This is a genomic window from Micromonospora sp. WMMA1947 (assembly GCF_027497355.1).
GTDB lineage: Bacteria > Actinomycetota > Actinomycetes > Mycobacteriales > Micromonosporaceae > Micromonospora.
The window spans coordinates 5,104,871-5,119,820 of sequence record NZ_CP114909.1 but is presented as its reverse complement, the minus strand read 5'-3'; the positions used below and the strand labels follow the sequence as shown (position 1 = coordinate 5,119,820).

The window sequence follows — 14,950 nt, the reverse complement described above, 5'->3', positions numbered from 1 at the left end:
GCTAGCCAGCAAACCCGCCCCGCGAGCCCCATTCGCGTCCCTCCAGCAACCACCCCATCCTCCTAGGACGCCGTAGAGGTGGTGCGCCAGGCCCTCGGCAGATCTTGGTACGAGACGGCCCCAATGAGGGCCTTTTCGTACCAAGATCTGGAGCGTTCCCAGGAGTCGGGACGCGTATCCCGCCAATTGGTCGTGCGCTCGCTGCCGGAAGGGTGCCGACCGGTGGGTGGAACGTCATGGGTGTCAAACACGGGCGGAGACGCCCATGACGTTCCACCCGCCGGGGGCGGCGCGGGCGCGCGGACCGGAAGGGGAGGGACGGGCAGACGGACAGGCGTCGACAACGGCTGGAAGCTGTCCCGGTGTCCGCCGGCCTGCCCGGCGCAGCAGACCTCGCCCGGCCTCGACCCGGCGGCACCGGGGCCGGGGAGCGGGTTACGGGGTCTCGACGACCTCCTGGCCGAGCGGCCACAGCGCCGCCGGGACCAGCTTGAAGTTCGCCACCCCGAACGGGATGCCGATGATCGTCACGCAGAGCGCGACACCGGCGAGGATGTGCGACAGCGCCAGCCACCAGCCGGCCAGCACCACCCAGAGCACGTTCGCCAGGCCGGAGGGAAGGCCGGCGCCCGGCTTGGGCACGATGGTGCGCCCGAACGGCCACAGCGAGTACAGGGCGAGCCGCAGCGAGGCGACGCCGAAGGGGATGGTGACGACGAGGACGAAGCAGATCAGGGCGGCCACGCCGTAGCCGAGGGCCAGGAAGAAGCCGCCACCGAAGACGAGCCACAGCAGGTTCAGCAGAAAACGGATCACCCCTCCATGATCGCTCGCCCCCGCAAGCGGGAGCCGCGGGAATACCGGCGTGACCGCCGGGTAGAGGAGGGCGTGATCGAGTCCGAGCCGTCGTGCCTGTGGCGCCCGGGCGCACGGGCGGTGCCGTGACCGCTGTCGTTCCGGTGGCGCGCCGGCACGTCCGGGAGGCGTACGAGCGGCTGCGCCGGTATGTCATCGTCGGGCGGTGGTGATCCGGGGCGGCGGCGCCGTCATGGTGCAGGCCGGCAGCACCGCCGTCCTGCTGGGCACAGTGGAGCCCAACGCCCCGGACCTGGCCGTGCCGCGTACGGCGAACGCGCTCGCCGCCCCCCTGGAGCTGCTCCAGGCGTCGGGCATGACCAAGATCGAGGCGGACCGGACGGCCGGTGTGTGTGAGCACCGGACGGGCTCCCGTCCGCACCCGAACGAACATTAGGCTGCGGCTGTGGGAATCGAGGAGCTGTACCCGGCCGCACGGCTGTCCGACGCCCAGCGCGCCACCGCCGCGGCGGGCCTGGACGCGCTGCTGCTCACCCCCGGTTCCGACCTGCGCTACCTGACCGGCTACGACGCCCGCGAGGGCGAGCGGCTCACCTGCCTGGTGCTGCCCGCCGAGGGCGAGCCGACGCTGATCGTGCCGGTGCTGGAACGGCCGGACGCCGAGGCCGCACCCGGCGCCGGGTTCCGGATCGTCGACCACGCCGACGGCACCGACCCGTGGCCGCTCGTCCGCGCGGCGCTACCGGGGCCGGTCCGCGCCGTCGGGCTGGCCGACCGGATGTGGGCTCAGCAGGTCCTCGCGCTGCGCGACGTCCTGCCCGGCGTGGCTCAGCGGCTCGCCTCCGAGGTGCTGCGCGAGATGCGGATCCGCAAGTCGCCAGCCGAGGTGGCCGCGCTGGCCGAGGCGGGTGCCGCGATCGACGCGGTGCACCTGCGGATGGGGGAGTGGCTGCGCCCCGGCCGCACCGAACGGGAGGTCGCCGCCGACCTCGCCGCCGCGATCCGGGCCGCCGGGCACGCCGCTGTCGACTTCGTCATCGTGGCCGCCGGCCCCAACGGCGCGAGCCCGCACCACGGCACCTCGGACCGCCCGATCGGCGCCGGTGAGCCCGTGGTGGTCGACATCGGCGGCACGATGCCGTCGGGCTACCGCTCCGACTGCACCCGCACGTACGTCGCCGGCGGCCCCGCCCCGGCCGAGTTCGCCGACTACTACGCGGTGCTGTGGGAGGCGCAGCGCGCCGCCGTGGCCGCGGTCGCGCCGGGAGTGACCGCCGAAGCCCTCGACGCGGTCGCCCGGGACGTCATCACCGCCGCCGGTTTCGGCGACGCCTTCCTGCACCGCACCGGGCACGGCATCGGCCTCGACGGCCACGAGGAGCCGTACGTGGTGACGGGCAACCGCTTGCCGCTCCAGGCCGGCATGGCGTTCTCGGTCGAACCCGGGATCTACCTCGCCGGGCGGCACGGCGCCCGGATCGAGGACATCGTCGTCTGCACGCCCGACGGCGGGCAGCGGCTCAACGCCACTCCCACGGAGCTGGTCGCGCTCTGACCGCGTGCCGTGGCGGTGCCGGTCAGCCCGCGTCCAGGGCCACCAGCCGCTCCCGCAGTTCGTCGACGACCGGGTGCTCCGGCACCAGGGCCGCCAGGGCGTCGGCCAGGGCCCGGCCGGGGGCGAGGTGCCGGTAGTCGCGCAACGTGCCGAGCGCCGCGAGCAGTTCCAGCCGCGCCGGCCCGGGCCGGGACAACTGCTCGCGTACGCGCAGCGGCAACCGCGCGTACGCCTGCGCGCGGAACGCCGGGTCGGTCATCCCGGGCACCTCGAGGAGCAGGTCCACCAGCTCGCTGTCGTTCAGCGGTGACGACGCCGCGGTGGCCGTGCGGGGCCGCGGAACGGGGTGCGCCGGTGGCCGGACCTCGTCGTCGGCCAGGTGCCACAGCGCCTGCCGCAGGACGACGTAGGACCGGTGCTGGGGTGAGTCCGGCCGGACGATGCTGAAGTGGTCACCGGGCAGCACACCGGCGTCCGGGAAGACGCTGCGGGCCGACGCCGGCGGCACCACGGCGTCGCTCTCGCCCGCGAACGCCAGCACCCGCATCGACGGCTCGGGCACGTGCACGAGCCGGTGCAGCACGGCGCGCTGGGCGTCGAGCACTGCGGCGTTGAGCGGCCTCAGTTGCCGCTCCTGCGGGTTGCGCAGCAGCGTCCGGCGTGCCGGCAGGCCGAGGTCGGACCCCGCCGTCGGGCAGGCGTACATCAGCAGGAGGCGGAGGCGGCCCAGGTCGGGGTCGTTGTCGGTGAGCATCCGGGCCAGGGCGCGTTGCGCCACCAGTCCGCCCTGGCTGTGCGTGACCAGCGCCAGCCGGGGGCGGTCGGCGAGGTCGTGGCGCAGGAACGTGCGCAGGCTGTCGGCCACCTCGTCGAACGTCGGTATCCGCCGCAGTGGGTGCCAGGCCAGCAGCGGCGAGGCGTAGCGGAAGGCGTGGGTCTCGACGTCGCCGAGCGCGGGGTCGCCGCGGATCAGATCGCGGAAGGCGGACCAGACGTGGTCCGAGGAGAGGAATCCGTGGACGAACACTGTGGTGGTGGCCACGACGTCACGCTAGCATCGTGCCGCTCGTGGACGGTGGTCCGAAAGCCGTCGCGCGCCACGCCGTGGCCAATCGGCAAGGCGACCGCTGTCGAGGGCCGCCAATATGGATAATGACTCCCCGTGAATCAACCGTACGCAATCGACGTCGACTCTGAACTTGTCGACCTCAACGCGGTCTCGTTGGACCGCCTTCCTGAGCTTGACCAGGAGATTCTCGGTCCGGTCATGGGCCGGCTGCTGCGTCGTGTCGACGATCCCGAGAGCATCACCAGTGGTTACAATCCGCAACGACTCGACTGATATCGGCCGTCCGGGTGGAGGACGCATGACCGTCACGCTGCCGTTGGCCGAGCCGGTGCGGCACCGGCTCGGCCGCCACCACTTCGGGGCCCTGGCGGCGGGTGGCGGCGACGCCGGCACCGTCGACGAGCTCCTGGCCGCCGAGCACAGCTGGCGGCTCCTGCAACTGCGCGCCGTGCTGGACGCGGTGTCCGCGACACCGGAGGCGGCGGGTCCGCTGCCTCCGGTGGCCGACGCCTGGGCCCTGCTGGTGGCGGCGCAACGCCACGCCCCGGACGTCGTCGACCGGCTGCTCACGCATCCACACGTCGGCACCTGGGCCGGCTACGTGCTGCGCCGGCTGCGCGGCTCCGCAACCACCGCCGAGGGTCCACTCTGGGTGGACCTCGGCTACCTGCACGCCCTAGCGGCCGCCGCCGGCGTACGCGCGGGCCTGCCGTCGTTCACGCTGCGGGTGCCGGTCCGCGACGGGTTCGCCGCGTTGCCCACGCTCGGTGGCGCCGTGCTGCCGGCCGGGCAACGGTGGAGCGTGGCCGAGGTGGCAGCCGCCGGTGGCGAGGCGACCGTCGCGCTGGACGGTCACCGGGTCGCGTTCCACGGCGACGGCGGTGGGGCGGACGGCTGGTTCGCGCTGCCCACCGTCCGGGCGGAGGCGGACGGGCAGACGCTGACCGTCGCGCTGGACTTCCTCGACCCGTACCGGAACCTGCGCAGCCCGACCCCGCCGGACCTGGACACGGTCGCGGCGATCGACCGCTGGCGGACGCTGCTCACCCAGGCGTGGGACCTGCTGGTCCGGGTGTGCCCGGAGCGGGCGGCGCCGATCGCCCGCGGCCTGTTCTCGGTGGTGCCGCAACGCCCGGCGGAGCGGTTCCGCACCATGAGCGCGTCCGCCGGGGACGCGTTCGGCAGCATGCTCATCTCCGAGCCGGAGGACGCGCCGGAACTCGCTGTCACGCTGATCCACGAGTTCCAGCACATCAAGCTCGGCGGCCTGCTGCACCTGACCCCGCTGACGACCGGCGAGCCGTCGCAGCGGCTCTACGCGCCGTGGCGGGACGACCCGCGCCCGCTGGGTGGTCTGCTCCAGGGCGTGTACGCGTTCGTCGGGATCACCGAGTTCTGGCGGGCGTACCGTCCGGTGGCCACCGGCGCGGCGCGGACCGTGGCGCACTTCGAGTTCGCCAGGTGGCGGCGGCAGGTCACCGCGACGCTGGCGGCGCTGCGCGCCCGGCCCGAGCTGACCGACGTCGGCCGGCATCTGCTGGACGGCCTGGCCGCCACCGCGGAGACCTGGTGGTCCGAGCCGGTGCCGGCGGAGGTGCTCGCCGCGGCCGACGCTGCGGTCGACGACCACCGGGCCCAGTGGCGGCTGCACCACCGGCGTCCCGACCCGGCGGCGGTGCGGGCGTTCGCGGCGGCTCGCGAGGCCGGCGACGCCCGTCCGGACGACTACCCGGAGCCGCCGGTCGAGGCGGACCCCGGCGCGCGGCGGCTCGACACCCGCGCGGTGCTGCTGCTGTGGCGGCTCACCGACGCGGAGGGCTTCGCGCGGTTGCGTAAGGACCCGTCGACGGTCGGTGAGCAGGTCACCGGTGCGTCCGCGGCCGACCTGGCCTACGCCGCCGGTGACCTCGGGCAGGCACACGAGCTCTACCTCGCGGAGCTGGCGACCGGCTCGGCCGGCCCCTCCGCGTGGGCCGGGCTGGGACTGACCACCGCCGCGCTGGGCCACGCCCCGGCGGCCGAGGCGCTGCGCAGCCGGCCGGAACTGGTCCGGGCCGTTTACCACCGGGTCGCCACCGCGTCGCCCGTCGACCCGGTGGACCTGGCGGCCTGGGTGGGGCCGTCTGCCGGGTGACACCACCGTCCACGGTGGCGGGGAGCCCGCCACCGTGGACCGTCGGCTACAACGGCATCGGGTCCAGGTCGCAGTTGCCCCGGACGGTCGGGTCCAGGCCGGCCCGGGTCGCCGGGTGCGTGTCGCCGAGCGTTCGGCGGAACGTCGGGCCGATCTCGTCGAGCAGCGCCCGACCCTCCGCCTCCCGGCCCAGGGCGATCAGGTCCATCGCCAGGTTGCCCAGCGCGATCAGCGTGGTCGGGTGCTCCGGGCCGAACACCTCCCGCGCCCGCTCCACAGTCGCCTGGTCCAGCTCGTACGCGGGCTGGTGCTCGCCGAGCACGTAGAGGTCGTTGCCGAGGTTGATGGACGCGGCCAGGACCAGCGGATGGTCCCGGCCCAGCCGGCGGGTGAGGACCGCCAGGCCCGCCTCGTTCACCGACCGCGCCAGCGTGGCGTCCCCGCGCAGCCGGTGCACGATCGCCAGGTTCGCCCGGGCCGCCACCGTGTACGGGTGCTCGTCACCGAACAGCTGCCGGTAGTGCTCGCCGATCTCCTCGCTGAGCTGCGCCGCGGCGTCCAGTTCGCCGGTGGCGCGCAGGTCGACGGCGAGACCGAACGCGGCGAGCAGCGTGTCCGGGTGGGCCTCGCCGTAGCGGGCGGCGAAGCCGTCACGTACCTCCTGGGAGAGGGCGCGGGCGGCCACGTGGTCACCGGCCTTGCGCACCGCGGAGGCCAGCCGTCGGCGGGCCAGCAGCGTCTGCGTCTGGGCGCTGCCCCAGACCAGTGGCAGCCGGTCCACCACGTTCTGCATCTCGGCCCGGGCGGGCAGGTACTCGCCCAGTTCCCGGCGATCGATGATGAGGTTCAGCTGGGATTCCAGCGTCTGCGCGTGGTCCTCGCCGAACAGCAGCACCCGGTGCGCGTAGGTGGCCTGGTCGACAGTGAACGCCCGCCGCATGTCGCCGTTCAGGCGCAGGCTGACGGCGAGGTTGTGGGCGGCGTTGAGCGTGCTCGGGTCGTCCTCGCCGAGCAGCACCACGTGCCGCCGGTAGACGTCCTCGTCGATCTGGAGGGCCTGCGCGAAGTCCCCGGCGACCCGCAGGTCGGCGGCGACCGCGCCGAGGGCGCTCAACAGCTCCTCGGTGTCCTCGGCGGTGGCGCTCTCGTGGTCCCGCAGGATCCGGGTGTTCAGGTCGGCGGCCTCGGCGTGCCGGCCGAGCCGGTAGAGCATGAACCCGAGCCACTGGCCGATCCGCAGGGTGGTCGGATCGGTTTCGCCGAGCCGTTCCCGCCAGGTCTGGTAGGCGTGCCGGGACAGCTCCAGCGACGCCTCCATGTCGCCCCACCAGTAGAGGTAGCGGGCCTCGTTGTAGACCAGCTGGTGCACCCAGCCCTGGGCGGACTCGACCGCGCCGGAGACCAGCACGTGCGGGTAGAGGTCGGCGTAGCTGGGCCAGTTGCCAGGCGTGTCCGGGTCGTTGCGGTCGCCGGTGGCGAGCAGCCGGTGGGCGCTGGCGCGCATGGCGTCGCGTTCGGCGGCGGTCATCCGGTCCAGGAGCACCGCCTGGATCAGCCGGTGCATCTGGATCGAGTTGGTGCGGTGGATGACCCGGGCCAGCGCGTACCTGTTGATGTCGCGGATCGCCCGGCCGAGCCGCATCGGGTCGCGCAGCGCGCCGTTGAGGTCGGGGTGGATGTCGGCGTTCTGCGCGCCGCTGAACAGCGTGCGCGGGATGGGTTCGGGGGCGAGGAAGGAACACACCTGCAACAGCCGGAACGCGGCCGGGTTGGCGACCACCAGACGGTCCAGCGAGACGTTCCACGCGGCGGCCACCGGCAGCTGGTAGTCCATCGGGGGCGCCTGTTCGAGCAGCTCGACCCGCTTCTCCTCGAACAGCCGCAGGTACTCCTCGGCCGGCATGCCGGTCTCGGCGCGCCAGGCGGCGGCCTGCTCCAGGGCCAGCGGCAGGTCGCCGAGCGCCTCGGCGAGCTGGTCGGCCTCCTCGTCGGTGAGTTCCGGGCCGCGCCGGCGGAGCAGTTCGATGCTCTCCGTACGGGTGAAGACGTCCACCTCGAGCGTGCGCGCCATGGAGGCCCACTGCGGGTTGCGAGAGGTGATCATGATGCTGCCGGAGCCGCCGATGGGCAGGTACGGCAGGAGCACCTCGGGGCTCTCCGCGTTGTCGAAGATCAGCAGCCAGCGTGGGTAGGGCCGGCCCAGCCGCAGCGCCTCCTGCACGGCGAGGCGGGCGCTGCTCACGTCCGGCCCGGCGGTCAGGTTCATCCGGTGGGCCAGCTCGACGAGCGAGGCGCCGATCTGGGTGGCGCGTTCGGCGGGGATCCACCAGATCAGGTCGTACTCGCCCTGGTGCTGGTAGACGTACTCGACGGCGAGGTGCGACTTGCCCACCCCGCCCATGCCGTGCAGCGCGTGCGGCAGCACCGCCGTGGTGCCGCCCTTGATCTGCCGGTGCAGCAGGGCGAGCAGGTCGGCGCGGCCGGTGAAGTTCGGGTTACGGGGCGGGACGTTGCCCCACACGGCGGGAGTCCGGCCGGGGGTGGTGGCGTCCACTGGGGTCGACGACAAACCGGCTCCTTCAGCGGGGACGCTACGGGGGACGTCGGCATCTTCGCCTACCGCCATGATGACATTCGTGCCCCGCGATGCGGGAGTGTCGCGGACGTCGGGTTCGCCCGGCGTGTCCCGCTCGATCGCCGTGCGCAGCCGCCGGGCCCGCCCCAGGTAGCGGCCGGACAGCGCGCGCAGCACCGCGGTCTCGATCCGGGCGTCGGCGACGGACCCGGCAGAATCCAGCGGGACACCGTCCGGGTCGGACAGCACCCTGCCCCACGCCGCCAGCTCCGGCCGGTCCGGGCCGAGCCGCGCCGCGAGCGCCCGCCACACCCGTACCGTCTCGGCCCGCCGGCCGATCGCCAGCAGTTCCTCCCGGACCCCGGGCCGGAAGTCGACGCCGGGGCGGCCCGGTCGTGGCTCGACCAGCGGGCCGGTGAACACCTCGGCGAGGTGCACGTCGCCCGCCTCCGGCACCACCTCGCCGCGGACCGCCGCGATCGACGCCGGGTCCAGCGGCGCCGCCGCCAGCCCGGTGGCAAGCCGCAGCGCCGGCGGTGACGCCCAGGAGACGAACTCGCGTACCGCCGCGGCCGGATCCCACCGCTGCGGCGGGCGCCAGTCGGGCGGCTGCGGCGGCCTGGCGTACGCCAGCACGGCGGGCAGATCGACCCAGCGCGGATGGCGTCCCGCGACCAGGTCCACCCAGGCGGCCAGCCAGCGGGTCCGCAGCTCCACCACTGGTACCGGGATCGCGTCGGGGTCCGCCGGCCGGCCGAGGTCGGCCAGCGCACGCAGCGGGTCCGGCTGCCGCCACCACAGGCGGGCGTTCGGCACCCCGGCCCGGGGCGCCCGCAGGCCCAGACGCTGCGCGGCGAGGCCGCCCCGGTGCCACATCTGCTGTGGCAGCAGGTGGACGACGGCAACCGGGTGGCGCTGCGCCCACGCGTGCACGTGCGGCAGCGCCGCGCCGGTCCGCCACGCCGGGGCCGCCCCGTCGGAGAGCACCAGGACGATCCGGTGCCGCCGCACCACCGGAAGGCCCGCCGCCGCGGGTACGGGCGGACCGGCGCGGCCCCGGCGCAGCAGGACCTCCTCGGGGCGGGTTCCGCCGGTGGCGAGGCGGCACACGCGTACGTCGTGGAAGGCGACGTGCCGGCGCAGCAACGCGGCGAAGGTCCGCACCCGGGCCGACCAGACCGTCATCGACGGGTGCTCGTCCACCACGAGCACCACGTCCCAGCGAGCCCGGGCGGCGCGTCGCAGCACGGGCCGGACCAGTCCCGCCTCGGCCTGCGCGGCGGTGGCCTCCTCGTCGTACACGATCAGTTCCCGCGACGAGACCAGCCGCCGGAAGGGACGCAGCACCTCGGCGAGCGTGTCCTCGCCGGGGGCCGTGCCGGTACCGGCCGGGCCGACGGAGAGCCGGGCCGGCAGGGTCATTCCGGGTCCGCCGTCGGCCCGCCGCGCCACAGCACCTCGGCGAGCCGGTCCCAGTCGGCCTCGCCGCCGTCGATCGAGGCGAGCTGCACCGCGTCGAGCAGTTGGTCCAGGGTGGGCGCCTCCGGATCGCGTTGCCGGTCGAGGAACGCCCGCACCAGCCCGGCGGCGGCCGGAGGCCGCTCGGCGAAGTGGGCGTCCACGATGCCCAGCAGGGTCGCCTCGTTCGGGTCGGCCAGCCGCAGCCGCAGGCAGTGGCGCAGGAACGCGGGCGGGAACGCCCGGTCCTCGGTGCAGGTCATCACCACCAGCGGGAACTCGTGGCACCGCACCCGGCCGCCGCGCACTGTGGCGCGGCCGCCCGGGTCGGCCGTGTGCACCGTCACCTCGGGGCTGCGCGGCGCCGCCCGGACCAGCTCGGGAATGGCGAAGCCGCCGTCGTCGAACACGGTACGCAGCTGCTGGGGGAGGTCGATGTCGCTCTGGTCCAGCTCGTCGATGAGCAGTACCCGGGGCGTGCGGTAGGGCAGCAGAGCGGTGCCCAGCGGCCCGAGGCTGAGGTGCTCGCCGAGTTCCTCCCCGACGGACCGGCCGGGGCTCTGCCCGGCCCGGACCCGCCCCAGCGGGTCGTGCTGCCAGAGACCGGCGCGGACCGTGTCGTGCGTGCTGACCGGCCAGTGCAGCACCCGGCCCAGGCCCAGCTCCCGGGCGACCCGGTAGGCCAGGCTGGACCGGCCGGACCCGGCGCGGCCGGTGACCAGCAGGGGACGGCGCAGCAGCAGCGCCGCGTTCACCACGTCCACCTCGCGTGGGTCCGGCCGCCGGGTCCGGACCGGTCCGAGCCGACGCTCGAGGTCCGGGTCCTCGGCGGGCGCCGGCGGCTCGTCCGGCCCGCCGTCGAAGGTGCGCCAGCGCGGCGGGGCGGGCCAGCGCCGGTCCCGCTCGGCCGGGTCGAGCGGCTCGCCGGTGCCCCGGTAGATCCGCCAGTCGGTGGTCCCCGGCGCGCTCATGCCGGCCGTCCCAGCCGGTCGCCGGGCGGGTGCAGCTCGGGGGTGCGGTCCGGGTCGTCCCAGAGCACCACCAGGTGGCGGCCGCTGTGCCGGTCGGCGTGCGGCTCCAGGGCGAGCGCGTCCAGTCGCGCCTGCCGGGCGTGCACCGGGAGGCGCGCGATGCGTCCGTCGGCGGTCATGTCCCGGATCTCCTCCCAGAACTCGGTGTCGGACGGGCGGGCGCGATGCCAGACGATCACCGGCAGGCCCGCCCGCAGGGCGGTCATCACTTCCTTGAAGCCGAGCGGGTTCCCCGGCGTCGGCGCGGCGCTGAGCAGCAGCGTCGACCAGCGCGGGTCGGCGGTCAGCTCGGCCTCCAGGCGGGTGAGGTACGCCGCGCCGTCGGGGCGGCTGCGGAAGAGGCGGCTGTGTGCCGGCTCGGCCTGGAGGTGTTCCCAGCGGCGGCGCCAGGCCCGGTGCCACTCGGGCTGACGCAGCCGGTTGAGGCTGCGGACGACCACCGGGTAGTCCATCGCCAGCACCTTCTGCTCCAGGTGGGCGCTGGCCGGCTCCTTGCGCCACCACGCGACGTCCTCGTTGAGCAGTTCCACCGGCAGGACCAGCTCGACGGCGACGTCGGCCCGCCGGTCCGACCACTCGATCTCCATCTGGTGGACGATCCGCTCCACCGTCGACTCCAGGTCGGCGTGGGCGACGTCGGTGAGCTGGCCGTGGCGGCGGGAGTGCCAGCCCTGCGCACCCTGCCACTGCCGGTAGTGGGAGACGGTGTAGACGGTGCTGCCGGGGGCGAGGTCCGGCTCGACCTGGATCACCAGGTAGACGTACGGCTCGGGGGTCCGGTCACCGGCGTTGACCCGGGCCCGCCGCAGGTCCAGGTCCTCGGTCAGATCCAGCAGGCTGGCCTGACGCCGGTTGCGCTCGCGGATCAGCCGGGCCGTGGCCCGGTCCACCTCGTACTCGAGCAGCACCAGGAACAGCATGTTCGGGGGCAGCCCGTGCGCCGGCGCGTTCTGCCCGGTCAGGTAGACGAAGACGTCCCAGGCGCTGACGCACCACGACGGGGGTGTGGCCGTCTTGTGGTCGGTGGCCCGCTGGTAGAGCCAGCCGAGCGAGTCCGGGCGGTGGGCGGACAGCGCCGGTCGCAGTTCGGTCCAGTCCTCGACGGTCAGCAGCTCGACCGCGTCGATCTCGTGGCGCAGCCGGTGCAGCGGGCCGAGGTGGGCGGCGGCGGGCTCGAAGAACGCGAGCACCTCGATCAGCGTGGCCAGGTCGAGCAGGCAGACGCGGACGATCTCGATGCTCTGCATGCGGGGGTTGTCGTAGTCGTTGACGCCGTGGTCGGACAGCCGCTCGCGGAGCTTGCCGACGAGGAGCCGGCGGCTGTCGGGCTGGTGGAGCAGGTGCATCCCGGACAGCAGGTCGACCAGTTCCCCCTCGATGTGACGCCGGGGGTCGGCGCCTGGGGACGGATGCTGCGTCATGTGCCATCCGGTTCGTCACGCGGCGGGTGAACAGTGCCGGCCGGTGGGGCCGCGACGGCACGGCGACGGGCGGCGGCGATGGACGTCCATGATCGCAGCAGGGGAGACCGTTTCACGTCGACTGTCCGGTCCCCGACACCGGCGGCGTATGCCATCGGTACCCTCCGATCGATGCGGCCGAGCACGCACCATTCTGACGGTGCGGTCAAGGGGTGACCACAGGGCGTGTGCGGAGGTGTTCCCGCGCGCGCCCAAACGACCGTTAAGCTGAGAGGGTCCGTACCCCGGACGCCCGCAACGGCTCACCACCACCCCCACGGAGCTCACCGCGCTATGAACGTCGACCGGATCCTCCCCACCGACGAGGCCCACGACCTGCTGGACCTCGCCACCGAACTCGCCGACCGGGAGCTGGCCCCGGCCGCCGCCGGTTTCGAGGCCCGCGCCGAGTTCCCCCGGGAGGTGCTGCGCACCCTGGGCCGCGCCGGGCTGCTCGGCCTGCCGTACGCCGAGGAACACGGCGGCGCCGCCCAGCCGTACGAGGTGTACCTGCAGGTGCTGGAGATCCTCGCCAGCCGGTGGCTGGCCGTGGCCGAGGCGGTCAGCGTGCACACGCTGTCCTGCTACCCGGTGGCCCAGTTCGGCACCGACGAGCAGCGCAAACTCCTGCCCGACATGATCGGCGGGGAACTGCTCGGGGCGTACTGCCTCTCCGAGCCGCAGGGTGGTTCGGACGCGGCGGCCCTGACCACACGGGCGGTGCGCGACGGCGACGCGTACGTGGTCACCGGCACCAAGGCGTGGATCACGCACGCCCGGGTCGCCGACTTCTACAACATCTTCTGCCGCACCGGCGGCCCCGGCCCGAAGGGCATCTCCTGCCTGCTCGCCGACCGGGCCACGCCGGGCATCAACCCGCAGGCCGCCGAGCGCACCATGGGCCTGCACGCCTCGCCGATCGCGCAGATCGCCTTCGACGACGCCCGGGTGCCGGCGGAGCGGCTGATCGGCGGCGAGGGCGCCGGGTTCACCATCGCCATGTCCGCGCTCGACTCGGGCCGGCTGGGCATCGCCGCCTGCGCGGTGGGCCTGGCCCAGGGCGCGCTCGACTACGCCGTCCGCTACGCCCGGGAGCGCCGCCAGTTCGGCCGCGCGATCGTCGACTTCCAGGGGCTCGGGTTCAACCTCGCCGACGCCGCCACCCAGATCTCCGCCGCCCGGGCGCTCACGCTCGCGGCCGCGCGGCTGCGCGACGCCGGCCGCCCGTACTCGATCGAGGCGGCGAAGGCGAAGCTGTTCGCCACGGACATGGCGATGCGGGTGACCACCGACGCGGTGCAGGTGCTCGGCGGCGCCGGGTACGTCGCCGACCACCCGGTCGAGCGGTACATGCGCGAGGCCAAGGTGCTGCAGATCGTGGAGGGCACCAACCAGATCCAGCGGCTGGTCATCTCGCGCGCGCTGGCCAAGGGCTAGCCTGTCGCGGTGACCTTCCCCCGGATCACCGCCGACCCCGACGTCATGGGGGGTGCGCCCTGCGTCCGGCAGTCGCGCATCCCCGTGGCCACCCTGCTGGCCATGATGGCCGAGGGCATGTCCGTCACCGACATCCTCACCGACCTGCCGTTCCTGGACGAGGAGGACATGGCGGAGGTGCTGAACTACGCCGCGGACGCGGTGCGCGACCGGACGGCGCGCTGAGCGTCACCCTGGCGGGCCGGGTGCGGCGTGGGAGCGCTTTTCCGGCTAGGGTGCAGCGCGTGGAGGAGATCGACCGTGCCATCGTCGCCGCGCTGACCGGGGACGGTCGGCTGTCGTACACGGACCTGGCCGAGCGGGTGGGCCTGTCGGTGTCGGCCGTGCACCAGCGGGTCCGCCGGCTGGAGCAGCGCGGGGTGATCAAGGGGTACGCCGCGCGGGTGTCGTTCGAGGCGCTGGACCTGCCGCTGACCGCGTTCGTGGCGATCCGGCCGTTCGACCCGTCGCAGCCGGACGACGCGCCGGAACGGCTGGCGCACCTGCCCGAGATCGACTCGTGCTACTCGGTGGCGGGGGAGGACTTCTACCTCCTGCTGGTGCGGGTGGCCGGTCCGGCCGACCTGGAACGGGTGCTGCAGGAGATCCGCACCTCCGCGAACGTCACCACGCGCACCACCGTGGTGCTGTCCACGCCGTACGAGAACCGGCCGCCGAAGATCAGTGGCGAGCTGACCGGCCGGGGTCGTCCCCGCCCGTCGGCGGAGCCGGCAGGTTCCACCGCCTGATCACCCGCCGGCCGTGCTCGTGACCGAGGACGCTGAGCGTGGCGGTGTCCAGCCGCAGCAGCCCGCCGGCCGAGGGCGGCAACCCGATCCAGCGTGCCCCGAGCACCCGCAGGCTGTGCCCGTGCCCGACGAGCGCGACGTCGCCGTCGTCCAGCAGCGGCGCGACCCGCTCCAGGACGGCGTCCAGGCGGGCGCCCACCTGTTCCGGTGACTCACCGCCGGGGCCGCCGTCGGCCCAGATCGACCAGCCGGGCCGCTCGGTCTGGATGTCGGCGCTGGTGCGTCCCTCGTACTCGCCGTAGTGCCATTCGGCCAGGTCGGGCTCGATCGCGTCGACGGTGAGCCCGGCCAGGGCCGCGGTGCGGGTGGCGCGCTGCCGGGGGCTGGACAGCACCCGGGCGAAGCGCCGGCCGGCGAGCAGAGGGGCCAGCGCGCGGGCCTGCCGCTCGCCGTCGGGGGTCAGGTCCAGATCGGTGTACGAGGTGTGTCGGTGCGCGGCGCTCCAGCTGGTCTCGCCGTGCCGGATCAGCAGGATCTCGTTCACCGGCCCAGTCAACCACGGCCTGGCGGCGTCGGCCGGGCGTCACGCCTTCAACCTATTGTCCTAGGACGTCTTACGCGATGTGC

General features: G+C 74.2%; 13 protein-coding genes and 1 pseudogene. 7 read left to right on the top strand and 7 right to left on the bottom strand.

The genetic code is table 11. From position 1 onward, the window contains the following. Positions 1–435 precede the first annotated feature (435 nt). Positions 436–816, bottom strand: coding sequence for a YccF domain-containing protein (locus O7604_RS24205; RefSeq protein WP_269706257.1), 381 nt, complete (start codon positions 814–816; stop codon positions 436–438). A 205-nt stretch (positions 817–1,021) separates the two neighbouring features. Between O7604_RS24205 and O7604_RS24200 the strand changes: the two genes are divergently transcribed. Both O7604_RS24200 and O7604_RS24195 read left to right on the top strand, forming a co-directional pair. After that, positions 1,022–1,252 (top strand): hypothetical protein, encoded by a 231-nt coding sequence (locus O7604_RS24200; RefSeq protein WP_269706255.1) that lies wholly within the window; start codon positions 1,022–1,024, stop codon positions 1,250–1,252. A gap of 9 nt (positions 1,253–1,261) precedes the next feature. Continuing rightward, positions 1,262–2,371 (top strand): Xaa-Pro peptidase family protein, encoded by a 1,110-nt coding sequence (locus tag O7604_RS24195; RefSeq protein ID WP_269706253.1) that lies wholly within the window; start codon positions 1,262–1,264, stop codon positions 2,369–2,371. 22 nt (positions 2,372–2,393) lie between these two features. Here O7604_RS24195 and O7604_RS24190 read toward each other — a convergent pair whose 3' ends face one another. After that, entirely contained in the window at positions 2,394–3,413 is a 1,020-nt protein-coding gene (locus O7604_RS24190) for a hypothetical protein (protein ID WP_269706251.1), read from the bottom strand. 120 nt (positions 3,414–3,533) lie between these two features. Here O7604_RS24190 and O7604_RS24185 point away from each other — a divergent pair, with 120 nt between their 5' ends. Together O7604_RS24185 and O7604_RS24180 are read left to right on the top strand one after the other, a co-directional pair. After that, entirely contained in the window at positions 3,534–3,713 is a 180-nt protein-coding gene (locus O7604_RS24185) for a hypothetical protein (RefSeq protein ID WP_269706249.1), read from the top strand. Positions 3,714–3,738: 25 nt separating this feature from the next. Further along, positions 3,739–5,574 carry an HEXXH motif domain-containing protein gene (locus tag O7604_RS24180; protein WP_281577881.1) on the top strand — a complete coding sequence of 612 codons (1,836 nt, stop codon included), beginning with the start codon at positions 3,739–3,741 and terminating at the stop codon, positions 5,572–5,574. A 46-nt stretch (positions 5,575–5,620) separates the two neighbouring features. Here O7604_RS24180 and fxsT read toward each other — a convergent pair whose 3' ends face one another. The 4 genes and pseudogenes from fxsT to O7604_RS24160 all read right to left on the bottom strand — a co-directional run bounded on the left by fxsT (position 5,621) and on the right by O7604_RS24160 (position 12,059). Further along, positions 5,621–8,326, bottom strand: a complete 2,706-nt coding sequence (fxsT, locus tag O7604_RS24175; protein ID WP_348651013.1) for an FxSxx-COOH system tetratricopeptide repeat protein — start codon at positions 8,324–8,326, stop codon at positions 5,621–5,623. Positions 8,327–8,494: 168 nt separating this feature from the next. Continuing rightward, a pseudogene (locus tag O7604_RS24170) lies at positions 8,495–9,655 on the bottom strand (SAV_2336 N-terminal domain-related protein); the annotation flags it as partial. Next, positions 9,568–10,578: a MoxR family ATPase gene (locus O7604_RS24165; RefSeq protein ID WP_281577880.1), complete on the bottom strand. Its 1,011-nt coding sequence runs from the start codon at positions 10,576–10,578 to the stop codon at positions 9,568–9,570. The pseudogene O7604_RS24170 and the gene O7604_RS24165, both read right to left, overlap by 88 nt. Beyond that, the gene (locus O7604_RS24160; RefSeq protein ID WP_281577879.1) at positions 10,575–12,059 is read right to left on the bottom strand and encodes a hypothetical protein; all 1,485 of its coding nucleotides are present in this window, start codon (positions 12,057–12,059) and stop codon (positions 10,575–10,577) included. The genes O7604_RS24165 and O7604_RS24160 overlap by 4 nt, the downstream gene beginning before the upstream one ends. A 333-nt stretch (positions 12,060–12,392) precedes the next feature. Here O7604_RS24160 and O7604_RS24155 point away from each other — a divergent pair, with 333 nt between their 5' ends. Genes O7604_RS24155 through O7604_RS24145 form a run of 3 tightly spaced genes read left to right on the top strand, consistent with a single transcriptional unit; the run spans position 12,393 to position 14,323 of the window. Beyond that, positions 12,393–13,535: an acyl-CoA dehydrogenase family protein gene (locus tag O7604_RS24155; RefSeq protein WP_281577878.1), complete on the top strand. Its 1,143-nt coding sequence runs from the start codon at positions 12,393–12,395 to the stop codon at positions 13,533–13,535. Positions 13,536–13,544: 9 nt separating this feature from the next. After that, positions 13,545–13,760: a DUF433 domain-containing protein gene (locus O7604_RS24150; protein WP_030502405.1), complete on the top strand. Its 216-nt coding sequence runs from the start codon at positions 13,545–13,547 to the stop codon at positions 13,758–13,760. Between the two features lie 59 nt (positions 13,761–13,819). Beyond that, the gene (locus tag O7604_RS24145) at positions 13,820–14,323 is read left to right on the top strand and encodes an Lrp/AsnC family transcriptional regulator (RefSeq protein WP_043330145.1); all 504 of its coding nucleotides are present in this window, start codon (positions 13,820–13,822) and stop codon (positions 14,321–14,323) included. Here O7604_RS24145 and O7604_RS24140 read toward each other — a convergent pair. Beyond that, positions 14,256–14,867 (bottom strand): histidine phosphatase family protein, encoded by a 612-nt coding sequence (locus O7604_RS24140; RefSeq protein WP_281577877.1) that lies wholly within the window; start codon positions 14,865–14,867, stop codon positions 14,256–14,258. The two genes, O7604_RS24145 and O7604_RS24140, sit on opposite strands and share 68 nt — an antisense overlap. Positions 14,868–14,950 lie beyond the last annotated feature (83 nt).